Here is a 26,479-nt window from a genome sequence, read left to right as displayed (position 1 = left end):
GCCCTATGAATAAAGTTTTAATTATCATCGTTGCCATTATTGCGACAAGTGCAGGGGCTGTTGGTTTTCACTTACTCACGAAAAAGCCTTTACCCGAGCACGCTCTTTATTATAAACAAAGCAGAGCCTTAACGAATTTTCAGCTAGTTGACCAAGCAGGAAACCAGTTTACTAATCAAAAACTTAGAGGAAAGTGGAGTTTTGTTTTTTTTGGCTACACCTCTTGCCCTGATGTCTGTCCAACAACACTACAAAACCTAAGTTTTATCTATGAGCAACTGCAAGAGATTGATGAAAATAGCCAAGTTTTACTGGTATCTGTAGATCCACAACGTGATAGCCAAAGTAAATTGGCGCAGTACATAGCTTATTTTAATGAAGACTTTTTAGCGTTAAGAGCCGAACATGACAAGCTTTACCCTTTTGCACGAAGCCTCGGCTTAATGTATGCAATTAGCGATGCTAATAACAGTGAAAATTATCAAGTCGATCATAGTGCTTCATTAGCTTTGATAAACCCTGATGCAAAAATCGCTGCCATTTTTAAAGCAGAACAAGCTTTAGGAGAAGTGCCTAGTATAGACAGTGATAAATTACTCGAAGATTATCAAAAAATCGTTGCCTTATATTAGAGACTATCAATCTCTGCTTGTTAAAGGTGAAACCATGTGCCGTCAGGCTTTAACACAAACCAAGGCTTAGAATACCAATAATATCGACCTGGTTTACTTTTGCTTGCGGCTGTACAGTTACAACGAACACGCCCAACGGGTAAATCTTTTTTAAAGGTAATAGAAAAGGTATTGTCATCAAGCCAGTCTATTTTTTGCTTACCTAGACCTGAAATATAACAATTCAACTGAGATTGGTAGAAGTCATCTGTTTCTACCTTGAAAGTCACCTGTTTACTTTCTTGGTGCTGAAAAATAGTTTGTGCATCTTGCTCAGATAAAGTAATTGCCATAGGTAATGAATTTAACTTATCTCTTAGGCTTGAAATTTTATCGTATGGTTGCGAGGCCGGAAATCGTGGAATACTGGTTACATCTGAAACTATACCCACTGCTCCTGATTGCTGTGAAAAAGCAACAAAATCATTTTGCTTGACCCATGCTTGAATTGCCGGGCTATACTCACCATAGGGATAGGCAAAATAACGCCAGCTTTGCCCTGTTTTTTCTTCTAATATCTTTTCTGCTTGCAATAATAATTTCGACTGCTCTAAAAGCCAGTCCTCTTCACTTACGCCAGCTGGCACCCTCGCTAATGAGTCATGTTCAAAACCATGATTTGCCATCATAACGCCTTCATCTGACATGGACTTTAACTGCGCCCACGATAAATAAGGCGATGTTTCTCTTGATTCGTAACGCTCAATAATACCTGGGTTAACAAATATTGTGTAAGGAAAACCAAACTTATCTAGTAGTGGTTTCGCTGTGGTTAAGATATCGGTATAAGCATCATCAAAAGTTATCGCAACAGTCTTATCTTTGATGGCCTGTTGAGTTTTAATGGCTTCAACGATGATTGATAAAGGCACCACGGTGAAATCGTTATCCTGCAAATATTTTAAGTGTGCCTCAAATTGGCTAGGAGAGATTGTTGTACTTGCAGGTGTGGTTTCACTAACGTGGTGATACTGCAATATAACCGCAGCAAAACTAGAGGTTTGGAATAAAATGCATAGTAAAGCAAGGACGCGAGCAATCATGATAGTTGTCTCTTCTCATGGCTGAGGTTTACAAGATAAGGTAAAATACCGCTTTTCTTATTAAAAGCCTAGCCATTAGGGATATTTCTTGCTGTTATTTAGCGATCTTGATCAACATAAGCGTTTATTTCTGTTAGCGCTACCAATGATCCTTTCCAATATTACGGTACCTTTATTAGGTTTAGTCGATACGGCTGTTATTGGTCATTTATCTCATGCTTATTATTTAGGTGGCAGCACAATAGGCGCGATGGTCATTACTTCTGTGGTGTGGCTATGTGGCTTTCTGAGAACGTCGACTACCGGTCTAAGTGCTCAAGCTTTTGGTCGCAGTAGCAAACCTGAAAATTTAATGGTGTTATGTCGTGGTTTGTCTGTCGCACTTGCCATAGGTACAGCGTTACTTTTATTACAAGCACCATTTATTCGTATAGCACTCACCATCGCAGGTGGCTCTGAACAAGTGCAGTTTTATGCTAATCAATATGCACAAATACGTATATGGGGAGTACCTGCTGCTCTTGCTAACTTAGTCATTTTTGGTTGGCTGTTGGGCAACCATCAAAGTAAAGCCGTTATGTGGCTGTTAATATTAACAAACCTTGTAAATGTTATACTAGATATCGTCTTTGTATTTGCTTTTCAATGGCAAGTTTCAGGTGTCGCCTTAGCCAGTGTTATCGCTGAATATTCATCTTTTACTTGTGGATTAATCATTATTTTTAAGAGGCACAAAACTGACATTTTCAACTTAATAACTGACGGTCGCATTTTCATTACAACGCTATTTGAGCGCCGTATCATTAGTGCCTACTTCAAACTGAATCGAGATATTTTAGTTCGTACCATCTGCTTGCAAAGCTGCTTTATGTTCATTACTTTTCAAGGCGCAAGAATGGGTGATGATGTCGTCGCTGCCAATGCAATTTTAATGAATTTTCTCTTACTCATTTCATTTGGGCTAGATGGTATAGCCAATGCTGCAGAGGCTATGGTAGGAAAAGCGCACGGTAAAAGAGATAAAACTGAATTAACGTCTACTATTAATATTGCTTTATTTTGGACCGCTATTTTTGCTTTACTTTATACGTTACTTTTTGCCGTTGCTGGTAAAGAGCTCTTGTCATTAATTTCATCAATAGAAAGTGTTATTAACTACGCACAAGATTATTTAATTTGGATGATACTTTTACCAATAATCTCATGTTGGTGTTTTTTGTACGACGGGGTTTATGTTGGTTTGATGCAAGCGAAAGCAATGAGAAATAGTATGATTATTTCTACTTTCTTATGCTTTTTCCCATTATGGTATTTGCTTCAACCCTTTGAGAATCACGGATTATGGGCAGCTTTTTCTTTGTTTATGCTAGCACGTGGCGTAACACTGGCGTGGCACTTTCATCGTCAACTTAAGCCTGAATACACAACGTACTAACATCGATTCAAATGCCAGTTAAGCATCTTTTTTATCGGTATCTTGCTTCTCTATTTTCAAATTAGGGATACTGGTACCACCTAGTGCCTTCAATACAACACCAACAGCAGCACAAAAAAATGTAATAGCACCCATGGCGGCTTTAATTTCAGCCTCAACAGAACTACCATAGATCAACGTAATGACAACACCAATCGCCGCACAGGCAAAACTAATGTTTGCAATTATCAGGGAGATTTTTTGCCAAAGTCGTTTAGGCGGATGCTTAACGGGTAAATGATGTGCTGGTGGTTGTTCTGACATAAGGTAACACTGTTCAAAAATATAATGTGGGGCAAGTTTAGCACGACTTAATAAGTACTGCTTGATACCTATCAAGTATTAACAATTACTTTACGATGATTATGTAATTTACTGTGACTTTTTGTAACTAAAATCAGCAAAAATTTCGACGAGTTTTGCTACAAAAATACCGCAAAGCAACCCCAATATATTCGCTAACATATCGAGCCACTCACCATAACGGTTCACATAGGGCTGCACTAATTCAATCAAACCGCTAAAGGCGATAAAAGCAAAGGCAATGTAAAGCCAACCTTTAGGTTTCTTTAAGGCTGTTGGCAGCATTAATAAGCCATAAGCGATAAAATGATGTGTTTTATCTGTGCCGGGTACTTGAGGTAAACTTGCTGCTGGCCATAAGGATAAAGTTGCAATGGCCACTACGGTGAAGAGGGTTAATGGCAACCAATAATGTTTTATGAGTGAGAGCAAACGCATATTATTTATTATGTCTATCAGGGTTATGCCTTGTCAGAATATGGTACCAACGATTTGCAAAAATGCCGATATACCCCCACAACGCGACTGCACAAGCTATTGCTAACACAATGATACCAGCCATTTGCCATGCATAATGAAAGAAATAACCCATAGCGATTAAACACAAGCCTAAAGCAAAAAGGCCAAGCCCACGAACAAATATTTTCATACTTGCTTGCGGATTCTGGCCTAGTTTTTCCAATATAAACAACATATCGTACTAATTAACCATACCCAAAGTAACTGATATAGTCTTTGAGCGATGCTTAGTAATATGAATGATCACCACGTTGGTGTTCTGTCATATCTTTAACGCCTTTAATTTCATCACCCATGATTTCAATTAATTGCTTTTCAATGCCATCTTTAACCGTGACATCAATCTGGCTACAACCATTACAACCACCGCCAAATTGCAGAACAGCATAACCGTCGTCAGTAATTTCCATTAACGTACACTCACCACCATGCCCAGCTAATTGAGGGTTAACCTCTGCTTGCAAGAAGTAATGTACACGATCAAAAAGTGGTGCATCATCGGCTACTTTACGTAGTTTTGCGTTTGGTGCTTTCAATGTAAGTTGAGACCCCATTTGATCAGTGGTGAAATCAATTTCTGCATCTTCTAAAAAGCTTTTGCTATCACTATCAACCATGGCAGAGAAGCCATCAAAAGGTAACTCGAGATCATCCGGTTCAACGGCATCAGGTGGGCAGTATGAAACGCCACACTCAGCTTTAGCTGTACCTGGATTTACCACAAACACTCGAATATGGGTGCCTTCCGCTTGTTGCGAAAGTAACTTTACAAAATGCGCTTGGGCACTTTCTGAAATACTGATCATGACGTTTACACTCTCTTTGCTCTCTCAAGTCACTTATTACTTATAAGTATACCTGACTATTTTACTCAAGTATGCCCATTTTACTCTGCTATCAAGTTAGGCGCTAGCAATTTCATCGATATTAGACAGTACTGAACATCTCTGTTTGTTTTTTGGTCAAATTGAAAGGAGAGATGGCTATTAACAATGATTTTTCACCATATTTTTGTTATTTTATCTGCCATTAACAAAAGAGGTTTTTTATGTTGCTGTTGCGTTTACTAATTATTTTAAGCTTTTTTATTTTTTCAAGTGTAGTTCAAGCAAGTTCAATTACGCATTATTTACCTAAATCAGCGAGTTATAATCAAGCTATCCCCCTACCGAGTATGAGCTTAGGTTTTGAAATTGGTCAACGCCATATTAGGCATGATCAGTTATCACAATATTTTTACCAGTTATCGACTGCCTCTTCTCGAGTTATGTTAACTTCTATGGGGAGAACACCTCAGTTTAGAGAACAATTATTGGTTACAATCTCCAGTCCTGAAAACCTCGCTAAATTACCTCAATTATTAGCAAAAAATTCAAATGAAACAAAAGATACACAAAAACCTTTAGTCGTCTGGCTTGGTTACAGTGTCCATGGTGATGAAATTAGTGGCGCAAATGCCGCTATGGTTGTTGCCTATTATTTAGCTGCAAGTAACGAAACCAGTATTGAGCAGATTTTACAAAATACTATTATTGTTTTGGAGCCAAGCATTAACCCTGATGGCATGGATAGGTTTGTTAATTGGGTAACAACTTACAGAAACTCTTCTGATAACAGTGATGTAAACCATATTGAGCATCATCAAGATTGGGTAACCGGCCGTACTAATCATTTTTGGTTCGATTTGAACAGAGACTGGTTACTATTATCTCAGCAAGAAAGCCGTCACAGATTAGCCTATTATCATCAATATCAACCACATGTTGTGGGTGATTTTCATGAAATGGGTCATAACAGTAGTTACTTCTTTCAGCCAGGCATCCGCAGCAGAAACCACCCCTTAACCCCTGCTGATAACTATAACTTAACAGCAGCAATGGCTGAATTTCACGCCAAAGCATTAGATAAGCAACACAGACTTTACTATAGTGAAGAAAATTTTGATGATTTTTACTTTGGTAAAGGCTCTACCTACCCTGATATTAATGGCAGCATAGGTATATTATTTGAGCAAGCAAGCTCTCGTGGTATGCAACAGCAAACGAACAATGGTTTACTTACTTTTGAAGATAGTATCAAAAATCATGTCTTAACTTCTTTATCTACTATCGAAGGGGCATGGCATCATCGCGAAGCATTAATTCAATACAAGAAAGATTTTTATCAAAGTGCTCTTAAATTGGCTAAAAAGCAGAAAATTGCTGGTTACTTATTACACGAAGCACATGATAGCTACCGATTATCAGCATTGTTAAGTAAGTTACAACAGCATCAAATTAGTATTTACCCGCTTACTGAAGATTATGAATACAAAGATAAGCTTTATAGCAAAGAACATAGCTATTTTGTGCCATTAGCGCAGCCTCAATATCGCTTAATTCAAGCTCTCTTTAATCAACAAAGTCACTTTAAAGATAATACCTTTTACGATGTTTCTGGCTGGACCTTGCCGTTAGCAATGAATATTGAACATCAGGCATTAAGACGTACACGTGGATTATCATTAAGCCAGCAAGCATGGCAACCACCTGCAACAATTATTACTAATGAGGTTAATAAGCAAACGTATAGTTATGCCTTCAACTGGCAGAATTATTTAGCCCCTAAATTATTAAACCGCTTGTTAGCAAAAGGGGTAAAAGCCAAAGTGGCCACTAAAGCATTCACCAGCGTAGTGGATGGTAAAAAACAGCATTTCAGTAAAGGTAGCATAGTGCTTTTAGCCGGCATTCAATCTATTGAAAATTGGCAAGATATCGTCGTTAATGCCAGTAATGAAGTGGGTATTAAGTTATTTAATATATCAACTGGCTTAACACCAATAGGCGTTGATTTAGGTAGCAGTTCATTCAAAGTAATCAAGCAACCGAAAGTCTTGCTTATTGGCGGGCAAAGTATTTCACAATATGAAGCCGGCGAAGTTCGTTTTTACTTAGATGAAACCTTAAACATTCCCGTTTCAGTGATTAAACACAATAACCTTGCACGTCGAAATATCAGTGATTATAGCCACATAATTATGGTCAATGGTAATTATCAACACATGTCAGAGAAAGTGACGTCAAAATTAAAATCATGGGTCAAGCAAGGCGGAGTGATTATAGGTCAAAAAAGAGCGGCAACATGGTTAGCAGATAATGAGATTTTATCTGCCAAAATAGCGAGTAAAAAACAAATAGACCAACTCTTTGATCACCAAAATCTAAGTTATGAAGATAAAGAAGCCCTTGCAGGTCGTAAACGTATAGCCGGTGCTATTTTTGAAACAGAGTTAGATACCAGTCACCCTCTCGCCTTTGGTTATACATCAAAGTCTCTGGCACTCTTTAGAAATAGCACACTGATTATTGAGCACCCGCAACAACCTTTTATTACTGTCGCTAAATATACGCCCACTCCGCTATTAAGTGGCTATACCGATCAAAATTTAACAAATCGGCTAGCGCATAACGCCGCTATCGTTGCCCATAACTACGGTAAGGGTAAAGTCATTGCCACCAGTGATGTTCTAGCTTTTCGTGGTTATTGGCATGGTAGCGCTAAGTTGCTCGCTAATAGCATATTTTTCGCCCATGCTTTTTCTGCATCAGCAAAGTAGTTTAAGTAAACTTGTTATAACGTGCTACTAAGGGCACTTTTTAATTGTCGGCAATGAGATACATACCGTTACCAAAGTAACGGTATGTACACCTAAGCTAAGTAATAGTTTGCTTATTTCACTGGCGGTGCTGCCAGTAGTAACCACATCATCAACCAATGCTACATGTTTCAGCTTTGCTGTATTCCCATTATTGAGTATGAAATTATTGCGCAATGCTTTTCTTCGTTCAGCGCCCGTTTTCCCCACTTGGCTATCTACCTGTTTGACACGCTTTATTAAATCACTCTGATAGGGCACCTGCAGTTTTTTCGCAAATTGACAGGCAATTAAATGTGCCTGATTATATCCCCGTGTTTGCCATTTTCTTATATGTACTGGCACAGAAATAACTAAATCAACCTGTTCATATGGATGGACTTCATTAGCAATTTGCCACTGTTTAAATAGCAATTCAGCAAAGAATGGCGCTAATTCAAAACGACCTTGATATTTCAGTTGCTTAAGCCAAGTATCAAAAGGAGGAGTATAAGGAGCAAGGGACAATAACCTGGCAAAATGTCTCTGTGGTAATCCTTTATCAATAGCAGGCCAGTGAAGTAAATCACCTTGTATTGCTTTACAATTAAAAATTGGTAGCTCATCCAGACAAATTGAACAAACAAGAAGTTGCTTAGCATTCCCTGACGCCTTCATGTTGTCACTCACCGTTACAGAGCAAAGATCACAGCAAGCTAGATGTGTTATGCCTCTTTGCCACAATGTCAATACTATGCTTCGCCACTGATTAACTGCGCTTTGCCATTCCATTGTTTGTCACCTTTTTGTACACTAGCGCTTTTCCTTTAAACGCATCCTTCTAAGCATGGCAGATAGTTTACATTTTACCAAAGTAGCAGCAGAGACACTCCCAAAACAAGCCAAGAAAATCCCAATTGTTTTTCTACATGGCTGGGGACTCAACTCAGCAATTTGGCAGCCATTATTGGATGAAATAACACCTTTATTGGCTGATGAATTTGAGTTCATCACCGTGGATTTACCCGGTTTTGGTCAAAATAATCATATCGACTTAAATGCATATAGTCTTGATAGTATTTGTCAGTTAATCAGCGAAAATATCGCTCAGCCCGCGATATATTTGGGGTGGTCACTTGGTGGATTGGTTGCAACTAAAATGGCGCTCGATTTTAATCAGCAAGTTCTTGGCCTTATTTCTGTTGCTAGCACTCCACTTTTTGTCGAGCAGCAAGACGCCTTAACAGATGAGATTATTTGGCCTGGAATTAAACCTGCGATCCTTTCTAGTTTTCATCAACAGTTATCACAAGATAGTGCTAAAACCATTAAAGGCTTTTTAAAGATACAAGCCATGGGCAGCCCTCATATTCGACAAGATTTGAAGCAAATTACTGAGCTTGTAATGGCTCAACCTCTCCCCAGTAAAAACACGCTAGATAAATCGCTAAGCTTACTTGAGACAAGCGATTTCCGAGCGAAATTAGCACATATACAACAACCTTTTTTACGCTTATATGGCCGTAACGATAGTTTAGTACCAAAGACTGTTTGTCCAAAAATCAATGCCTTAATGCCAAAAAGTGAGCATCATATTTTTGAAGGTGCTTCACATGCGCCATTTATTTCTCATTTGCCCGAATTCTCTCAAATTCTAGCCAATTGGCTGATAAAAGAATTCATTAACAAAATTTAACTATTGAGCAGAATAATCAATTTACTTTTTGTGATTTTTGATTAATAATTAAACAGATGAAGCTATAGAAAATAGGGGTATTTGCTATGGAAATTCAATCAGCGTTTAATGCGGGGGTCCAAGGCTTTCAACAAGCTAAGGAAAATGCGAATCAAGCTGCTGCCGATATTGTCGCAAGCACTACGATAGAGTCTGAATCCAATCAAACAACTAGTACTGAAGTTACTAGTGAAGTGACTAGCCAAGTAGCCACTAAAACAGATGCGCCTGAATTAAATCAAGCGATTGTTGATTTAAAAGTTGCAGAGTACCAAGCAAAATCTTCAGCTGAGGTCATAAAAACCGCAGATGAAACCTTAGGTACCTTGCTAGATGTTACTGCGTAAGTTGCACTAAGTTTAATGTTATTATGAATATTACTTCTCACACACCGATGATTTCCATGCCTACGGTGGCTAATTTGCCAACGGAAAGCTTGCGTCGTGAAAATCAACAAAGAGAGGTAATTACTCAAGTTAGCGCAACCCATCAATCCGCCGCTGAAAAGGGCGTCGCTTCTGAAAAGGAGCGAGCTCGAACCCCCGCCCAAAACAATGAGCAGGTTGACTTTGCTAATTTACGTAAGCAAGCAGAGCAGGATACGCAGTCAATTAATGGCGAACATCAAGAGCACAACCCTGAGCATCAAGAAAAAGAGCAAAATCATCATGGTTTTAATCAACAGCAAAATGATGAAGATGAGCACTCTTCCCAATCACAGCATGAATTAACGCCTGAAGAAGCCCAAATTGTCTCAGAACTTAAGGAACGAGACCTTGAAGTTAAAGCCCACGAGATGGCTCATGCAAGTGTTGGCGGCTCAACTACGGGTTCGCCTTCATATGATTATGAAGTAGGGCCTGACGGCAAAAGGTACGCTGTTTCAGGTGAAGTATCTGTTGACCTTTCTCGCGTTGCTGGTGACCCACAAGCAACGATTGCTAAAATGCAGAAAGTGCATGCAGCGGCATTAGCTCCTGCTAACCCCTCAGCTCAAGATACCCGTGTTGCTGCCAATGCAACTCAGATTATTCTGCAAGCTCAGAGTGATTTATTATCAGAACAAAATGAAGAGCGTAGAATTAACAGTGAAAATAGCGCTAAAGCTCAAGTTAATACGCACCTTAACGAAGGGGATGATAATGACTTTGATACTTTTATAAACCAAACATTATCTGACCAAGAAGCATTAGTGCCAAGCCATAATAGCTACGGTTCAACAGCTCATATACAAACTGATCAGTCTTTAGAAGTTACTCAACGAGCTCAGCGGATTGAAAGCTTCTACCAAAATATTACATTAGCTTATGCAAAATCTGATAAGTCTCAATTTGAATTAACAGCTTAGGCTGTCTCTAACGCTTGCTCATATTTTTGTTGGTATAAATCGCGCGCTTTAAGTAACTCTGCTTTAGCTGCTTCTGTTGTATATGGTTTTAAAATAACCAGTATCTTTAAAACACCTTGATAAAAAACTGAATCATTCACTTCACTAACAATAGTTTGTGTTTGATAAAAGCTAATCCAAAAGGTATTTATTAAACGTAAAATACTGACAATATCGGCAAGTTCATCATCTTCAAAAGCGATAATATCAGCACTTCTTAACGATAATAATAATTCTCGAATTCGCTCAGCAATTGTGTGCTGCACTTCAACATACTTTTCACGTAAGCTTGGGTTTTTATCTAAAAGAACCGGCAAATTACTATAAAAGAAACGAAATTTTCTAGTGGTTTGCGATACCGCATCCATATATAAAATCAATGAATCAAGCGGTTTAACTTCAGCAGAGACTTTAGGTAAGGCTTCAAGTAATAGGCTACGAGCATATTCTTCATAAATTGAAAGAATAATATCTTCTTTGTTTCGAAAGTGATAATACAGGTTACCTGGACTAATCGATAAATGAGCCGCAATATGATTTGTGGTTACGTTGCGCTCTCCTTGCTCATTAAATAATGCAATACTGGCTTGAATTATTTTATCACGGGTCTTCATACTAACTGCTTCTTTTTCTTGGCTAATGGAAGGTAATCTTCTCTGGTTGAACAATGATACTATCAATTTTCAGTTAATATACAGCATTTTGAGTAAATACTTTAAGCTTTTTTATGATTATTTATTCATTTTTATCTGTTTTAATTATAGAGACTTGTCAGTGGCTCTATTAGCCCATTACAATATGTCTATATCTTCGAATAATGTTGAACGACTAAATCATGACAATAAAAGCAATTTACCCTGGTACTTTTGACCCTGTAACGAATGGACACAGTGATCTAATTGTTCGTGCCAGCAAACTATTTAACGAAGTTATTATTGGGGTTGCCTTTAGTCCAAGTAAAAAACCGCGATTTGACTTAGAGCAACGTGTAACTATGCTAAAAGAAGTAACTAAAGACTTAGATAATGTCTCAGTCGTTGGTTTTAGTGGTTTATTAGTAGATTTTGCTAAACAACATCAAGCAAAAGTGCTAATTCGAGGTTTACGTGCGGTGTCTGACTTTGAATATGAATTTCAACTCGCCAATATGAATAGAAGATTATCACCAGAGTTAGAAAGTGTTTTTCTAACTCCTGCTGAGGAGAATTCTTTCATCTCTTCAACCTTAGTAAAAGAAGTCGCACTTCACGATGGCGATGTTGGCCAGTTTGTACACCCTGTAGTGAAAGCTGCACTAGAAAAATAGCACTCTACATCTATCTAATCTCAAGATACCTATAATTAAGCTAACGATTATTCACTTTGGCAGCTCGGACAAAAAACTGAGCTGCGATTCGATTGCCTAATTTCTTCTAGCGTCGTATTACAACAATGACAAGCTTGCCCAGCTCGGCCATAAACTTGCAATGATTGTGCAAAATACCCTGGTCGACCATCTGCTTGGGTAAAGTCTTTTAGCGTTGTTCCACCCTGTTTAATTGCCGCTGCTAACACTGCTTTAATGATATGAGTTAAGGCATTTAATCGCTCTTCATTTATATTACCTGCTTGGGCAGTCGGTAAAATGCCAGCTTTAAACAATGCTTCATTAGCATAAATATTACCGACCCCCACAACAATATGATTATTCATTATAAAGGTTTTAATTGGCACTTTACGGCCTTGAGCTTTTTGAAAAAGGTAACCATCTGAAAAATCGTCTGATAAAGGTTCAGGTCCTAATTTAGTTAGTAAGCCTTGTTCATCATGATGACTATCCAACCACAACACCGCGCCGAAACGTCTTGGATCGTTCAATCTAAGAACATTGTTATTCTCAAGCACTAAATCAAAGTGATCATGCTTGGCAATAGCCGTTGATTGGTTCACTACTCGAATCGTGCCTGACATACCAAGGTGTAATAGTATTGTTCCTGATTCACATCGTATAAGTAAGTACTTAGCCCGCCTTTCAACTGCAAGGATAATTTGGCCTTTTGCTTGTATTATCTCAGCAGGTATAGGCCAACGTAATTGGTAATTTCTAACCACAATATCCTGTATTTTTTCACCGATTAAGTGTGGACTAATGCCCAATCGACATACTTCTACTTCTGGTAATTCTGGCATATTGTTCGTCTATAAATTTGGGTAATAATTACTGTACCGGCAACAGTTGCTTACTTACAGCTGCTGGTAGTGATAACCAAACTTTAGATGTTTGGTTATAGATTAGTAATTGGTCTGAAAGTGGATAAAGCCAATATACCAGAGTTTCATCAATACCAGCTAAGGCAATATGGACTTGCGTTGCTAAGGTTTGATCAATGATGATTTCATCCGCTTGTACTAGGCCTGAGCTTTGCTGCCATGAAAACATTAATTGTTCAATTTGCTGCTCAGATAAATTTACCACTAGGCCTTTGCTTGTTAACTGCCAACTGCGACCTACACGTGCAAAGTGCATACTTTGCTTGTCTGAAAGTAATATAGATAGTGTTAATATCACACTATGCTCAGGTAATAGTGTTTGTGAGGCACCTGAGGTTTGCTCAGCATCTTCAGGAAATAGCTTATCGTTGGTAGCATTGATCATAATAATAATAATCATGACTGAAAAAATAATTACATTATTCCAACCAGTGCGTGATAGCTTCATATTTTCTCTGCATTATTAATCTTTATGTTTATCATACTGAATTTTTGGCAATAAAAAACCCGGTAAATACCGGGTTTTTAATTCGAAACAATATTAATTACTTAATTTTTGCTTCTTTATACATTACGTGCTTGCGAGCTTTTGGATCAAACTTTTTGATTTCCATTTTCTCTGGCATAGTCTTTTTATTCTTATCAGTAGTATAAAAATGACCAGTACCTGCACTAGAAACTAAACGAATTTTATCACGCATGATATTCTCCTAGATGAGTACTTAAACTTTTTCGCCACGGGCACGAATGTCAGCTAATACTGCATCAATACCTTTTTTATCGATAATACGCATTCCTTTCGGAGTTAAACGTAATTTAACGAAACGATTTTCACTCTCAACCCAAAAACGGTGAGATTGAAGGTTTGGTAAGAAACGACGACGAGTCGCGTTTCTTGCGTGAGAACGGTTGTTCCCTACGACTGGCTTCTTGCCTGTTACTTGGCAAACTTTAGACATGTGAGTCACTCCAAAATTAATTTCAGCTCGAGCTATATTTCCCCAAGACCGTCGCCTCAGGATCCTGAAAAAGGTGGCATATTATAGAGAAACTAAATTATTAATGCTAGCCCAAATGCAAACTTTATAATGAAAGGAATGTTTTAACATAATATCAAATACTTATATCGACTTTAAAAACAAAAAACTCACTATTGTAGTGAGTTTTCGTATGATTATTGTCACTTTCACGAACAAAAAGCCAACAAATCAATCAATTTTTGATTGCAACAACTTCTTCAACTGTTCATTTTGTTCTTTATTACACAATTCATCGATTAAAATTCGTAAAATATGTGATTTAGCTAAATCTGATTCAGCTGACAACTCATGCAATTGATCTATAGCATCTTCACTTAAAGTAAAAGTTGCGCGACGAAATGGCTTATCACCTTTTGTTTTTCCTTTTGTCCTTTTACGTGACTGTTGCTCCGCTGACTGATGCTCTTTTTCTTTTAATTCAATAAAGCGCTTCGCTTCAGCAATGGCTTCTTGTAAATTCAATTTATGATCAGCTTCAGCACCTGCAACCGTGGTTACAATTTTTGGATCACCCTTGGCATAATTTTCAGCATCAGAAATAAACTCATCTATGGTAAAGCTTTTTTTCTTTGCCTTGCCATCCTTAGTCTTTTTTAAATCAGTTAAACTCATGCGAATTGTCCGGTTCCATTGCTAGTAATTCTTCTGCAATAGCAATCATTTCTTGAGCGGCTTTACCACTAGGATCGTTTTCAATTACGGAAGAGCCTTGCTCTTCACTATCATCATAGACATTTCTGTTATAAGTCACTGCATCTAAAACATTAATACCATATGAGCTACACACTTCTTTTGCTTCTAATATTCGATTTGCTTGATTAGGTAAAGATGGGCATTGAGTTACCACAAAGGAAGCCATCATTTTCGGGTTAACCATTTTACAAGTACTTAACATGTCTTCCATATGAGGTACTGTTTTCAAGTCTCTACGCTTTGGTCTTAAGGGAATAATTACATGGTCAGCGACAGACATAGCAGCACGTAGCGCTAAGTTATCTTGTCCACCACAATCAACAATTACATAGTCATAATGCTGCCCAAGACTTAATAAATCATTTCTAATTTTACCGTACAGTTGAATACAGTTAATTGCAGGGAGTGAAGGATCAGCATTTCGAGCCTGAATCCAATCTGAGGTAGTACGTTGCGGATCACAATCAACCATTAACACGATTGCTTTCTTATTTCGGGCGAAGTATACGGCTAAGTTCTGTGCCAGACAGCTTTTACCACTACCGCCTTTTTCACCACCCACTAATATCATCATATGTCTATCATCCTTTACTTCTATCTTTTAACACTGAACTCCATTAATTGTAGTTCAATTTTATTAGTCTAGCTTATTTCGAATAACCCCACGCGCTGTGAGTTGCCAGTTAACTCACTTAACTACTTGGCATCATCTAAAATTAACGCGATTTCAAACCAACCACTGTCTTGCTTCACGCAACGTAAGACTTTACCGCTCAGCGTTTGGTTATTTGCACTTGCCGCTTTAAATATAACGGTTACTTGGGTTGTTAAAGGGATTGCTTGATCACAATCTAAGCGTAATCCACCACGAGAAAAATCAAGACAGGCAATTTTCTTTTGTTGAACTTGACCCGTCGCATCAGTCCAAGAGATATCTATTAACTCTTTTTCCATGTCTAAACGAAAGAATTTACGACGCTCAATTCCATCATTACTACTTTGATCCATATGATGTTCCTCAATTATTTATCTCACTACCTGAACTCTAAAAGTAACTGGGATTTTTAATTTTATCAACTAATTATCAGGATATTATTTCCCCATGTTCCGCAAAGGAATAATACTGATGTCCTGCAATAATAATATGGTCTAAAACGCTGACATCAATTAACTGCAAAGCTTGCACTAATTTATCAGTAATAAGTTGATCAGCATGGCTTGCTTGAGCAACACCCGAGGGGTGATTGTGGGTTAATATAACAGCCGCCGCGTTGTGCTTTAATGCCTGTTGCACCACAACTCTCGGATATACTGCAGCAGCATTTAATGTACCGAAAAATAGCTTTTCAAATTGAACCACTTGGTGCTGACTATCTAAAAAGAGTATCGCAAATATTTCCCGCTGCTCAGTTCTTAACTCAGCCATTAAATATTCTCGAGTTAACTGAGAAGAGCTTAATTCATAACTTTGTTGCTGGACTTTTTCTGACAAATAGCGCTTTGACATCTCTAAACAAGCTTGTAATTGAACAAACTTGGCCGTTCCCAAACCATAATGCGCACAAAAATCACCATGGCTTGCTTGATATATAGCACTAATACTGCCAAAACTCTTCAACAGCCTTCTCGATAAATCAACAACATTGCATCCTTTTACGCCTGTTCGCAAAAATATGGCAAGTAATTCAGCATCTGATAGGGATGTTGCCCCTCGTTGTAATAATTTCTCTCTTGGCCGCTCAATTTCAGGCCAATCTTTAAGTAACATTTGACTAAGGTTATCTGGTTTCATTTTGCATCCTTGCATGTATTATTTTTTTCTGTGTGAAATTTTTCAATAAAGCGAATAAATGTTATCTTAGTACCAACATTGATTAGTTAAGATTAGCAGTTTATGCAAATTCTTCAGGACAAAAAAATTGTTCTTGGTATTAGTGGTGGAATTGCAGCCTACAAAACACCAGAATTGGTACGCCGCCTCAAAGAACAAGGGGCTGATGTACGAGTAGTAATGACTGATGGTGCAAAAGCATTTATCACACCTCTTACCTTACAAGCCGTATCAGGTAACCATGTATCCGATAGCTTATTGGATACACAAGCTGAACTCGCTATGGGTCATATTGAGCTTGCTAAATGGGCAGACATACTAATCATTGCTCCAGCAACGGCCGACTTAATTGCGCGTATAGCCGCAGGAATGGCAAATGACTTACTTTCTACCCTTTGTTTGGCAACAGATGCCCCGATTGCTATTGCGCCTGCAATGAATCAGAAAATGTGGCATGCACCTGCAACACAGCGAAATATCGAGACGTTGACTCAATGGGGTTACCATATTTGGGGGCCTGGAAGCGGAGAACAAGCATGCGGTGATGTTGGTCTTGGCCGTATGTTAGATGTACCTGATTTAGTTACCTTAAGCAGTGATTTCTTTGTTGAAAAACATTTAGCTGGACAACATTGGTTAATCACCGCAGGGCCTACAAGAGAAGCCATTGACCCTGTGCGTTATATTTCAAACCATAGCTCAGGAAAAATGGGTTATGCCATTGCTCATGCGGCACTTAGAGCCGGAGCAAAAGTCACGCTAATTTCTGGCCCTGTTACAATTACACCACCTGTGGGTTGTCATATTATCAATGTAGAAAGTGCGGCAGAAATGCATCAACAAGCACTTGAGCACGTGAAAGAAGCAACTACATTTGTTGCTTGTGCTGCCGTAGCAGACTACCGTGTAGCCAATGTTGCCCAAGAAAAAATAAAAAAATCTAATGATGCTATGCAACTAGATTTAATAAAAAACCATGATATTGTTGCAGATATTGCTCAGTTAGCCGATAAACCGTTTATTGTCGGTTTTGCTGCAGAAACTCAAAATGTTGAGCAGTATGCTCGTGGTAAATTAATGCGCAAGAATTTAGATCTCATTGCGGCAAATGATGTTGCTAAAGCAGGCCAAGGCTTTAATAGCGATGATAATGCGTTAACTTTATTTAGCGCGGTAGATAAAACGGAAATTCCATTAGCTAGCAAGCATATTGTTGCCAAAAAATTAGTCTCTTTAATTAATGAGCACTATCAGCAACGATATCGTACATAAGCGACTAACCAACGTATTTAAACAAATAATAACAACCAAGAGAAAAGAGTTAATATGAGCGCAACTCCTCAAAAAACAGCAAAACCAAACCGCAAACAGCAAATTCTAGAATGTTTAGCCTTGATGTTACAAGACAGCCCTGGTGAACGTATTACTACAGCGAAGCTAGCGAATAAAGTGGGTGTTTCTGAAGCGGCTTTATATCGACACTTTCCTTCAAAAGCGAGAATGTTCGAGGGGTTAATTGACTTTATCGAAGAGTCAATTTTCTCAAGAATAAACTTGATCTTAGCTGATCACAAAGAAACATTAGTACGCTGTCATCATATTCTGCATGTTTTATTGGTTTTCTCTGAAAGAAACCCAGGAATTTGCCGCATTCTTTCAGGTGATGCTTTAATGGGTGAGAATGAGCGCCTCAGAGGTCGTGTGCATCAGTTCTTTGAAAAACTTGAATCACAATTCAAACAGGTTCTACGCGAGCGTAAATTAAGAGAAGGTAAAACTTTTTCAATTAGTGAGCAAGCACTTGCCAATTTGCTGGTTGCTTTTGCTGAGGGGAAAATCAGCCAATACGTAAGATCGGGTTTTGAAAAACTTCCAAGTAGTGACTTTAATGAACAATGGCAATTTCTAATGGCGAGTAAATAACCTTATAGTCTGCCAAACTATCACTATATAAATTTTGCCCAAGTTCACATTGGGCTGTAAACAATCAGCAGTTGCCCAATTCGTTGCAACTGCGTCGGTTAAGGAAACTTTATGAGTACATTATCACAACTTCAACCTAACAGTTTATGGCAAATATTTGAAAAAATTTGCAGCATTCCACACCCATCAAAGCATGAGCAAAAAATCTCATTATGGATTCAAGAGTGGGCCAAAGAGTTAGGACTTACTATCAAAGAAGATGCCATTGGTAACTTATTCATTAAGAAGCCTGCAACTAAAGGAATGGAAGATAGAAAAGGTATTATTTTACAAGCACACATGGATATGGTGCCACAAAAAAATAATGATACTGAACATGACTTCCTCACAGATCCAATCAAACCATATATTCAAGAATGTGGCGAATGGGTGACTGCAGAAGGCACAACACTTGGTGCTGACAACGGTATTGGTTTAGCTTCCGCATTAGCCGTACTCGCAAGTGATGATATTGAACATGGCCCATTAGAAGTGCTTGTTACAATTGATGAAGAGGCAGGTATGTCAGGCGCATTTGGCTTAGAAGCAGGTTGGTTAGATGGCGATATTCTCATCAATACTGATTCAGAGCAAGAAGGTGAAGTCTACATGGGCTGTGCGGGTGGGATTGATGGCTCTGCTGATTTCTTACTAGAATACACTGATGTCCCTGCAGATCATCAAGCTTTTAATTTATCTATCTCAGGATTGAAAGGTGGTCATTCAGGTGTAGATATTCATACTGGCCGCGCAAATGCCAACAAGCTATTGGTACGTTTTTTACTTGATGCAAGCAATGAATTTGATCTTAGCCTTACAGAGTTTAATGGCGGAAGTCTTCGTAATGCTATTCCACGAGAAGCAAACGCAAGCTTTGTCGTACCAACAGCTAATGTTGAAGGGCTGAAATCTGCTTTAGCAACATACCTTGCAACAATACAAACTAACCTTGGTAGCGTAGAAACCGACATTGATATGCTTTTAATTTCTCCTGAAGATTTTGACCAATGTTGGACAAAAGCAACCCAAGCAGCAATTTTGCGTGCTTTAAATGCTTGCCCAAATGGTGTTATCCGAATGAGTGATGATATTGAAGGCATTGTTGAAACCTCTTTAAACCTTGGCGTTGTACGTACCCGTGGCAAGAAGCTTAACGCACTTGTACTAATCCGCAGCCTACATGATGATGGCCGTTTAGAAACTGTGCGTACCGTGCAATCAGTTTTTGAATTAGCAGGCGCAAACGTCGAATTTTCAGGCGCATACCCTGGTTGGAAACCAGATACGAGCTCCGCTATTATGAAAACAGTAAGGGATACTTACGAATCACTCTTTAACAAAGTGCCTGAAGTTATGGTGATTCACGCAGGCTTAGAGTGTGGCCTATTTAAAACAGCCTACCCACATTGGGATATGGTCTCAATTGGGCCAACAATTAAATTCCCACATTCTCCAGATGAGAAAGTTGAAATTGCTACAGTTGCCCAGTACTGGCAACTGTTAACAGCGGTATTAGGTAACGCACCAAGTAAATAGTCATATGGTTAGGGCGATACAACCACTCTGTTTCGCCCTAACTCTTTTGCTTGATAAAGTAACTCATCTGCTGATTTATATACCTGCTCAAAAGACTGCGTTTTCTGGGGTTTAATAATATATAAACCTGCTGATATGGTTACAATTGATTGGATATTCTCTTCTTTTACTACGTCTTCAACTGCTTCCCTGATTCGTTCTAATAAAGCAATCGCGGATGTTTCATCTTTTGGTTTATACAGCAAAGCAAATTCTTCACCTCCTAAACGAAAAAGCACATCATCTGAACGTTTCATGGTTGTTTTTAATAGTTCTGCCAATGTAATTAATACCTGATCACCTGCTGGATGGCCATAAGTATCGTTATACTTTTTAAAGTGGTCTACATCGATAATCGCCAGCGCTAACATTTCTTTACTTCGTCTAGCACTATTAATTTTATCACTCAGCACGTCATTAAAGTGCCGTCTGTTGTGCAACCCGGTTAACTCATCTGTTATGGTCATTTTTTCCAGTATTGATTTAGTTTTATTTAACTGCTCAAAGGTTCTCGAAATTAGCAACTCTGCTAAGTAAGCAAAAAATAAAATAAACACAGAAACAAAAGCAAAACGTATAAACTCGAGTTTAGTTACAGTTTCACCTACCCAAAAAGATAAAAACAGTAATAAACAACCTAAAAAGCCCCCCGCTATCATCAGCCCTTTTTGATGACCGTAAAGCGAGATAATCAGGTACATATATAAAAATGACCAAATAGGAGTGTAATCTTGAGCTTGATTGAAATAGACAATAACGAAAATACCGCCCGCCATAAAATGGGCAATACTATGAATTACCAAGCGTTTATTATGCCGAAATAGGAATGTGATTAAACATAGGCCTGAAAATAAGGCTAAGTTTGCATAAAAAATGGTACGAGAGCTTAAAAAGAAATTGCTAAGCGTTAATAAGAACAATATGGCGAACGAAAAAAGAATCACAAAATTACCTGTGACTTCACGTCTATAGGAATTACTCCCCACTTCTTTTTCCATTAATAGGTAAGACTTCAACCACTTTATCACTCTAACCACCTAACCCGTTAGAATTTGCTCTACATTACTATAAAGATTATGCTCTATTTTTCATATTGACCACTAAAAATTAAATTAGCAACTAGTTTATTATTGAATGATTCACAACAAAGGTTTATTACACTAACCCTCTATAATGACCGCTAAATTTATTAATAATAGAATACTATGAATGATTATGATTGGTTTATCATAGCTCGTGCAGTGCACGTATTATCTGTCGTGATGTGGATTGGTGGTGTCGCTTTTATTACCACCGTTTTATTGCCAGCCATGCTAAAGCATATTAAAAATGAACAACGATTTACCTTATTTGAACAGCTAGAACATAGCTTTTCATGGCAAGCAAAACTCACGACAATAGCTGCAGGTGTCTCTGGCTTTTATATGCTGTATTTCTTAAATGCTTGGCATAGATACCTTTATGTTGAATTTTGGTGGCTTCATTTAATGACGATTATATGGCTAATATTTTCAATAGTGTTGTTTGTATTAGAACCCCTTTTTTTACATAAGTGGTTTGAAAACCAAGCTAAAACAAATAGTAAACAAACCTTTATCACCATATTGCGAATGCACCGTGTTCTTCTCTTTCTCAGCTTATTAGCAGTTGCAGGCGCTGTTTTAGGATCTCACGGTGGACTACCAATGTTCAATAATGAATATTAACCTAAAGTTTTAGAATTATTATTCGCAAGTGTTATGTGATTACATATAATACTTTTGTACAATTTTAACTGGTGATTTTACTAACAGTTCATCACTCGTCATTAAGTGCTTCTGGCAATTACTCCGGTTAACTTTTCATCATAGAAAAAGAAAAAGTTATTTTTTACAATAAGTTGATGCACTAGAAAAAATAAAACCTTTATCTTAACAAGGATTTATTTACTAATTTGCCAAGAAGAAAATAATACAAAAAACTAGGCTTTGTAATTAATTTGTTTTCCGTTAGAATGAAGATAGATTTTCTAAGGAAGTATGCAATGATTCAGCCTGAAAAAATAATAATAGCTGACGATCACCCCTTATTCAGACAAGCCTTGCTTGGCACATTGAAGCCAAAATTAAGCTATACATCTTGGCTCGAGGCTCAAACCATTGCCGAGCTTGAAACCTTGCTTGAAGCTAATAATGAAAGTGATTTATTATTACTCGACTTGAATATTCCAGGTGCACACGGCTTCAATACCTTGATTCATGTACGTAACCACTTCCCACAAATACCTGTTGTGGTCGTCTCTGCGCACGAAGACCATGATACTATCAGCAAAGCTATGGGTTATGGTGCTGCAGGCTTTGTACCTAAGTCGACACCCGTTGATGATATATACAATGCTATTGTCACAATATTATCAGGTAATGTCTGGCTTCCTGCTTCATTTCAGCAAATACAAGATAATGATGAAGAGTGTGACATTGCTGAACGTGTTGCCAGTCTAACGCAACAGCAATATCGTATTTTGATGATGTTCGCCCAAGGTATGTTGAATAAACAAATTGCGTATGACCTCAATGTTTCGGAGGCAACAATAAAAGCGCATGCCACAGCAATTTTTCGAAAATTGAACGTTAGAAATCGCACGCAAGCTGTTATTGCTATTGGCCAGTTAGATTTAAATGAAGCAGGCTTTAATGCCGAATAAGTTATATTAATGACTTATTTGGCAATATAGCATTAACTATAACCAACATAATCAGCTTGTAATTTCTTAGCCAGCATCGCACTCATCATCGCTCTTAACGCCGCAGGTTTAACTAATTTTCTCATATAACCAACATCATAACTTTTGGCTTTTTCTTCAATACCCGCTTCTGTAGTAGCCGTAATAAGAATAGCTGGAATACTTTGCGGGCACTGACTGCGTAAATCTTTAATTAACGTTAAACCATCTGCCTGTATCCCTTTCTTATCACCAGCTATATAGCCTAATTGGTAATCCACCAACAAAATATCAATCTCATTCTTATGATTAGCAAACTCTTCTAGTGCACTTTCACGCGAATCAGCCGCAAGAATGTTACATTGCCATGCAGATAACAATTCAACCATGCCACTTAATACATCGGGATCATTATCAATACACAACACCGTTATATCTTTTAATGCAACGTTAAATGCTGGTACCGCACTTGGTATAGCATTAAGTTTTGGTGCAACTCTTTCTACATGTACTGAAAACTTGCAACCTTGCATCGCCTTAGATTGTAAGCTCAAACTATGACCCAATAAGTGCGATAAGCTTTGAGTTATATTTAATCCAAGTCCTAAGCCTCGACCTGCTTGGTTATTAGCTGAATCTAACTGGGTAAACTGCTCGAAAACCAAGCTTTGTTTTTCCACGGGAATTCCAGGGCCATTGTCTAGTATTTGAATGATAACGTCATTATTGACAACGCGGGCACCAAGCAGCACTTTCCCTGGGCTTGCGTACCTAAAGGCATTCCCAACCAAGTTTTGAATAATGCGACGTAATAAGTGCTTATCAGAATTAATCCACACTTTTGACGACCTTAAACGGAACTCTACTTTCTGCTCTTCTGCTAAGGCTTCAAATTCTTGTGCTAAATCTTCAAACAGTTCGTTTAAGGCGAAAGGTTGCTTGTTCGCTTTAATATTGCCACTTTCTAAGCGTGCTATTTCTGCCAAATCAGCCAATAAATCATTGGCGGCTTTGAGCGATCGATCAATATTTTCAACTTGACGGTATTGATCTTCCGTTAAATTATTTTGCTCTGATAAAGCCGATGTGAAAAGCCTTGCAGCCTCAAGAGGTTGCATTAAGTCATGACTACACGCTCGTAGATATTGACTTTTCTTTAAGTGAGCTTGCTCAGCTTTATCATGAGCTTTTGCTAATGCTTCATTGGTTTTTGCTAATGTTAAAGTACGTTCATAAACGCGGGTTTCTAAATCAAGATTTGCTTCTTTTAATACTTGCTCCGCTTGTCGGTACGCCGTGATATCTGAAAACATCATAACAAAACCACCATCAGGTAATGGGTTACCTTCAATACGAATAGTTTGTCCGCTTGCATGTTGTCGTTCAGAGTTATGTGGACTGCCTTTTCTCAAATACTCTAAGCGCTTATTAACTTGTTGCTCTAAATCTCCCATGCCACATAAGCCACGCTTCACATTATGACGAATTAAAGACTCAACAGGACTGCCTACATATATCAGTTCGCTGGGGTAATCGAATAAATCAAGGTACTTTTTGTTCCAAGCTACCAGCTGTAAATTTTCATCGACAATGGAGATACCTTCACTCGCATTTTCAATCGCACTTTGCAGTAAATTTTGAGAGAACTGTTGGCGCTGACTTGAGGCTTCTTCTACGAGTACAGCTAATTCATCAAGAGCAATATCCCTGCCATCAAGAGCAGAAGATAACACTAACCGCGCAGAAGATGCGCCCATTACCGTTGCAAGGGTGTTTTCTGTATGCTGCAATAGCAGCTGGTTATAGGCTGCATTACCTAACTGTTTTTTATTATTTGACGAACGAAATAAACTAAAACTGGATTTGGCTTTATCTAAACCGACAAAACGTGAAACCAGTAGCTCCAACTCTTCAGTATCAATTTGTCGTTTTTTTTGTGCTTTCGTTAAAGTTGGCGATTGCCATTCTAAAAACAATGAAGCTTGTACGCGTTCTTGCACACTTTGGCGACTGATCTGAGATAATGCCCACATCACAATAATATTGGCACCTAAACTAAATAATGTTGCAGTCGTTTTAACCGGTAAAAAGCCTTCAGCAAACGGTGAGGGGTATAAGCCAAACTGAGGTAAAAAGTTAAGACTTAGCCATAGAATAAAGCCCACTAAAATACCTGCATAAACCCCCATCAAACTGGCTCTGCGCCAATAAAAAGCGGCAATTAGTGCGGGGGTTAACTGTGCGAAAGCACCAAACGCTACCTCACCTAGCGATGATAAGGTATCTGGCGATGCCATAATAAACACACCATAACCTAACAGAATCACCATCAAAGCCAGTAGTTTACGGATATTTAATAATCGCTGCCTAAAGTTATCATAATCTGTTTGAGCAACCTTCTGGCGTCGATACAGTAAAGGAAAAACAATTTCATTACTCAGCATAGTACTTAACGCGATGGATGAAATAATAACCATTGAGCTTGCTGCAGACACAGCACCTAAAAAGGCAAATAAGGTTAACCAAGTTTGATCTGCTAAACCCGGCAAGAAAAGTACATAAGCATCTGACGGTACGGTATCAGCAAGTAATAAATGCCCCGCTAAACCCAACGGTGCTGCGAAAAAAGCAAAAACTAACAAATAAATAGGGAAAATTCTTCGGCTCAGCCAAGTATCTCTTTGGTCTTTAAGTTCAACTACCATTACTTGAAATTGTCGAGGTAGTGATAAAAAGGCTGCCATAACAATGACTAACATCGCAACCATAGCAGCCATTTGGTCAACATTAAGTTGCTGATCTAATAAAACATTAGCATTAGCTTGTCGCCAAATGTCTAAAGGTGAATCAAATAGTGAGAAACAAACAAATAAACCAACAGCCAAAAAAGCAAACAACTTCACTAAGGATTCAAATGCAATTGCAAACATTACACCGGGATGGCGCTCCGTTACATCAATATGCCTTATACCAAAAAGCACAGTAAAACCTGCTAGTACTATGCTAACCACCAAACCGATATGCCAACTATTTAGGCTATGATCCACTTGTAATTGCTGAAATGAATACACCATCGCTTTTAGCTGCAGTGCTATATAAGGCATTGTGCCTACTAAGGCGACCAAGGTAACAATAATGGCTAAGTTATGTGATTTACCAAATCGCGCTGCTAATAAATCAGCAATAGAGGTCAGGTTCAGCTTTAAACTGACACGAATTATCCGTTGAATAAAAGGCCAAGCAAAAATAAATAACAGTATTGGACCGATATAAATAGGTAGATGAGAAAGGAAATTGCTAGATGCTTGCCCAGTTGTGCCTAAAAAACTCCACGAAGTACAATAAACGCCTAGGGTTAAAGCATAAATTAAGCTTTGCCCTTTTTTAGCCAGTTGATGACGGTATTTATCCCCCAAAAATGCAATTAAAAACAGTAGGCCTATATAAGCCAAACTTAATAATACTAATTGCCAATTTGGAAACATATCCACCCACGAGAGATAAAAGAAAAATCCTAATGCCAATATACCTAAGCGCATCAACAATAAAAAGATTCTTAATAAATTTTTTGCTAGAATAGCGCGCAACCAAGGGGTGCCTCTCTTATTTACTAGAAAAATAAGCCGTGGCTGAGAAATATACTCTTTGAACCTGGGCAGTGACTACATTCACTGGCATA

The 26,479-nt window shown here is 38.2% G+C and carries 29 protein-coding genes; 12 read left to right on the top strand and 17 right to left on the bottom strand.

The window, feature by feature from the left end; translation table 11 throughout:
* Nucleotides 1-5 precede the first annotated feature (5 nt).
* Entirely contained in the window at nucleotides 6-632 is a 627-nt protein-coding gene (locus tag EPA86_RS14350; RefSeq protein WP_140604790.1) for an SCO family protein, read from the top strand.
* Between the two features lie 20 nt (nucleotides 633-652).
* Here the strand turns inward: EPA86_RS14350 and EPA86_RS14345 are convergent, their stop codons facing one another.
* Nucleotides 653-1,714: a polysaccharide deacetylase family protein gene (locus EPA86_RS14345; RefSeq protein ID WP_140604788.1), complete on the bottom strand. Its 1,062-nt coding sequence runs from the start codon at nucleotides 1,712-1,714 to the stop codon at nucleotides 653-655.
* 88 nt (nucleotides 1,715-1,802) lie between these two features.
* Between EPA86_RS14345 and EPA86_RS14340 the strand changes: the two genes are divergently transcribed.
* On the top strand, nucleotides 1,803-3,149 hold the full coding sequence (locus tag EPA86_RS14340; protein WP_246058405.1) for an MATE family efflux transporter: 1,347 nt from the start codon (nucleotides 1,803-1,805) through the stop codon (nucleotides 3,147-3,149).
* An 18-nt stretch (nucleotides 3,150-3,167) separates the two neighbouring features.
* On the opposite strand, the gene EPA86_RS14335 is transcribed toward EPA86_RS14340, so the two are convergent.
* The 4 genes from EPA86_RS14335 to nfuA all read right to left on the bottom strand — a co-directional run bounded on the left by EPA86_RS14335 (nucleotide 3,168) and on the right by nfuA (nucleotide 4,816).
* Entirely contained in the window at nucleotides 3,168-3,452 is a 285-nt protein-coding gene (locus EPA86_RS14335; protein ID WP_140604786.1) for a hypothetical protein, read from the bottom strand.
* Nucleotides 3,453-3,560: 108 nt separating this feature from the next.
* Nucleotides 3,561-3,929, bottom strand: coding sequence for a VanZ family protein (locus EPA86_RS14330; protein ID WP_140604784.1), 369 nt, complete (start codon nucleotides 3,927-3,929; stop codon nucleotides 3,561-3,563).
* Between the two features lies 1 nt (nucleotide 3,930).
* On the bottom strand, nucleotides 3,931-4,185 hold the full coding sequence (locus tag EPA86_RS14325; RefSeq protein ID WP_140604782.1) for a hypothetical protein: 255 nt from the start codon (nucleotides 4,183-4,185) through the stop codon (nucleotides 3,931-3,933).
* Nucleotides 4,186-4,237: 52 nt separating this feature from the next.
* The gene (gene nfuA / locus EPA86_RS14320; protein ID WP_140604780.1) at nucleotides 4,238-4,816 is read right to left on the bottom strand and encodes a Fe-S biogenesis protein NfuA; all 579 of its coding nucleotides are present in this window, start codon (nucleotides 4,814-4,816) and stop codon (nucleotides 4,238-4,240) included.
* 242 nt (nucleotides 4,817-5,058) lie between these two features.
* On the opposite strand from nfuA, the gene EPA86_RS14315 reads away from it, so the two are divergent.
* Nucleotides 5,059-7,608, top strand: a complete 2,550-nt coding sequence (locus EPA86_RS14315) for a M14 family metallopeptidase (RefSeq protein WP_140604778.1) — start codon at nucleotides 5,059-5,061, stop codon at nucleotides 7,606-7,608.
* Between the two features lie 27 nt (nucleotides 7,609-7,635).
* Here EPA86_RS14315 and EPA86_RS14310 read toward each other — a convergent pair whose 3' ends face one another.
* Nucleotides 7,636-8,418, bottom strand: a complete 783-nt coding sequence (locus EPA86_RS14310) for a ComF family protein (protein ID WP_140604776.1) — start codon at nucleotides 8,416-8,418, stop codon at nucleotides 7,636-7,638.
* Between the two features lie 55 nt (nucleotides 8,419-8,473).
* Here EPA86_RS14310 and bioH point away from each other — a divergent pair, with 55 nt between their 5' ends.
* The 3 genes from bioH (at nucleotide 8,474) to EPA86_RS14295 (ending at nucleotide 10,709) form a co-directional block, all read left to right on the top strand.
* On the top strand, nucleotides 8,474-9,322 hold the full coding sequence (gene bioH, locus EPA86_RS14305; protein WP_140604774.1) for a pimeloyl-ACP methyl ester esterase BioH: 849 nt from the start codon (nucleotides 8,474-8,476) through the stop codon (nucleotides 9,320-9,322).
* A gap of 86 nt (nucleotides 9,323-9,408) precedes the next feature.
* Nucleotides 9,409-9,708 carry a hypothetical protein gene (locus EPA86_RS14300; protein ID WP_140604772.1) on the top strand — a complete coding sequence of 100 codons (300 nt, stop codon included), beginning with the start codon at nucleotides 9,409-9,411 and terminating at the stop codon, nucleotides 9,706-9,708.
* Between the two features lie 23 nt (nucleotides 9,709-9,731).
* Nucleotides 9,732-10,709, top strand: a complete 978-nt coding sequence (locus tag EPA86_RS14295) for a putative metalloprotease CJM1_0395 family protein (protein WP_140604770.1) — start codon at nucleotides 9,732-9,734, stop codon at nucleotides 10,707-10,709.
* Here the strand turns inward: EPA86_RS14295 and EPA86_RS14290 are convergent.
* A complete protein-coding gene (locus EPA86_RS14290) occupies nucleotides 10,706-11,362 on the bottom strand; it encodes a TetR/AcrR family transcriptional regulator (protein ID WP_140604768.1) in 657 nt (218 codons plus the stop codon). The genes EPA86_RS14295 and EPA86_RS14290 overlap by 4 nt on opposite strands.
* Nucleotides 11,363-11,583: 221 nt before the next feature.
* On the opposite strand from EPA86_RS14290, the gene coaD reads away from it, so the two are divergent.
* Nucleotides 11,584-12,054 (top strand): pantetheine-phosphate adenylyltransferase, encoded by a 471-nt coding sequence (coaD, locus tag EPA86_RS14285; RefSeq protein WP_140604766.1) that lies wholly within the window; start codon nucleotides 11,584-11,586, stop codon nucleotides 12,052-12,054.
* 47 nt (nucleotides 12,055-12,101) lie between these two features.
* On the opposite strand, the gene mutM is transcribed toward coaD, so the two are convergent.
* The 8 genes from mutM to radC all read right to left on the bottom strand — a co-directional run bounded on the left by mutM (nucleotide 12,102) and on the right by radC (nucleotide 16,499).
* A complete protein-coding gene (gene mutM, locus EPA86_RS14280; protein ID WP_140604764.1) occupies nucleotides 12,102-12,917 on the bottom strand; it encodes a bifunctional DNA-formamidopyrimidine glycosylase/DNA-(apurinic or apyrimidinic site) lyase in 816 nt (271 codons plus the stop codon).
* 28 nt (nucleotides 12,918-12,945) lie between these two features.
* Nucleotides 12,946-13,446, bottom strand: a complete 501-nt coding sequence (locus EPA86_RS14275) for a hypothetical protein (RefSeq protein WP_140604762.1) — start codon at nucleotides 13,444-13,446, stop codon at nucleotides 12,946-12,948.
* A gap of 97 nt (nucleotides 13,447-13,543) precedes the next feature.
* Complete coding sequence (rpmG, locus tag EPA86_RS14270; RefSeq protein ID WP_044834320.1) at nucleotides 13,544-13,699, bottom strand: 50S ribosomal protein L33; 156 nt, start codon at nucleotides 13,697-13,699, stop codon at nucleotides 13,544-13,546.
* 21 nt (nucleotides 13,700-13,720) lie between these two features.
* A complete protein-coding gene (gene rpmB, locus EPA86_RS14265; RefSeq protein ID WP_084692866.1) occupies nucleotides 13,721-13,957 on the bottom strand; it encodes a 50S ribosomal protein L28 in 237 nt (78 codons plus the stop codon).
* A 249-nt stretch (nucleotides 13,958-14,206) separates the two neighbouring features.
* Nucleotides 14,207-14,650, bottom strand: coding sequence for a hypothetical protein (locus tag EPA86_RS14260; RefSeq protein WP_140604760.1), 444 nt, complete (start codon nucleotides 14,648-14,650; stop codon nucleotides 14,207-14,209).
* Entirely contained in the window at nucleotides 14,637-15,305 is a 669-nt protein-coding gene (locus EPA86_RS14255; RefSeq protein ID WP_140604758.1) for an AAA family ATPase, read from the bottom strand. The genes EPA86_RS14260 and EPA86_RS14255 overlap by 14 nt, the downstream gene beginning before the upstream one ends.
* Before the next feature lie 122 nt (nucleotides 15,306-15,427).
* Nucleotides 15,428-15,739, bottom strand: a complete 312-nt coding sequence (locus EPA86_RS14250; RefSeq protein ID WP_140604756.1) for a PilZ domain-containing protein — start codon at nucleotides 15,737-15,739, stop codon at nucleotides 15,428-15,430.
* A 76-nt stretch (nucleotides 15,740-15,815) separates the two neighbouring features.
* Nucleotides 15,816-16,499 (bottom strand): RadC family protein, encoded by a 684-nt coding sequence (radC, locus tag EPA86_RS14245; protein WP_140605033.1) that lies wholly within the window; start codon nucleotides 16,497-16,499, stop codon nucleotides 15,816-15,818.
* A gap of 126 nt (nucleotides 16,500-16,625) precedes the next feature.
* On the opposite strand from radC, the gene coaBC reads away from it, so the two are divergent.
* The 3 genes from coaBC (at nucleotide 16,626) to EPA86_RS14230 (ending at nucleotide 20,060) form a co-directional block, all read left to right on the top strand.
* On the top strand, nucleotides 16,626-17,834 hold the full coding sequence (coaBC, locus tag EPA86_RS14240) for a bifunctional phosphopantothenoylcysteine decarboxylase/phosphopantothenate--cysteine ligase CoaBC (protein WP_140604754.1): 1,209 nt from the start codon (nucleotides 16,626-16,628) through the stop codon (nucleotides 17,832-17,834).
* Between the two features lie 54 nt (nucleotides 17,835-17,888).
* The gene (slmA, locus tag EPA86_RS14235) at nucleotides 17,889-18,485 is read left to right on the top strand and encodes a nucleoid occlusion factor SlmA (protein ID WP_140604752.1); all 597 of its coding nucleotides are present in this window, start codon (nucleotides 17,889-17,891) and stop codon (nucleotides 18,483-18,485) included.
* Between the two features lie 111 nt (nucleotides 18,486-18,596).
* Complete coding sequence (locus EPA86_RS14230; protein WP_140604750.1) at nucleotides 18,597-20,060, top strand: aminoacyl-histidine dipeptidase; 1,464 nt, start codon at nucleotides 18,597-18,599, stop codon at nucleotides 20,058-20,060.
* A gap of 8 nt (nucleotides 20,061-20,068) precedes the next feature.
* On the opposite strand, the gene EPA86_RS14225 is transcribed toward EPA86_RS14230, so the two are convergent.
* A complete protein-coding gene (locus EPA86_RS14225) occupies nucleotides 20,069-21,127 on the bottom strand; it encodes a GGDEF domain-containing protein (protein ID WP_140604748.1) in 1,059 nt (352 codons plus the stop codon).
* Between the two features lie 177 nt (nucleotides 21,128-21,304).
* On the opposite strand from EPA86_RS14225, the gene EPA86_RS14220 reads away from it, so the two are divergent.
* Together EPA86_RS14220 and EPA86_RS14215 are read left to right on the top strand one after the other, a co-directional pair.
* A complete protein-coding gene (locus EPA86_RS14220; protein ID WP_140604746.1) occupies nucleotides 21,305-21,805 on the top strand; it encodes a hypothetical protein in 501 nt (166 codons plus the stop codon).
* A gap of 317 nt (nucleotides 21,806-22,122) precedes the next feature.
* Nucleotides 22,123-22,782, top strand: a complete 660-nt coding sequence (locus EPA86_RS14215; RefSeq protein WP_140604744.1) for a response regulator — start codon at nucleotides 22,123-22,125, stop codon at nucleotides 22,780-22,782.
* Nucleotides 22,783-22,814: 32 nt separating this feature from the next.
* On the opposite strand, the gene EPA86_RS14210 is transcribed toward EPA86_RS14215, so the two are convergent.
* The gene (locus tag EPA86_RS14210; RefSeq protein WP_140604742.1) at nucleotides 22,815-26,285 is read right to left on the bottom strand and encodes a hybrid sensor histidine kinase/response regulator; all 3,471 of its coding nucleotides are present in this window, start codon (nucleotides 26,283-26,285) and stop codon (nucleotides 22,815-22,817) included.
* Nucleotides 26,286-26,479 lie beyond the last annotated feature (194 nt).

This window comes from Litorilituus lipolyticus, assembly GCF_006439335.1.
Lineage (GTDB): Bacteria > Pseudomonadota > Gammaproteobacteria > Enterobacterales > Alteromonadaceae > Colwellia > Colwellia lipolytica.
Note: the sequence above shows the minus strand (reverse complement) of the source record. Positions and strands in the feature narration are given on the sequence as shown.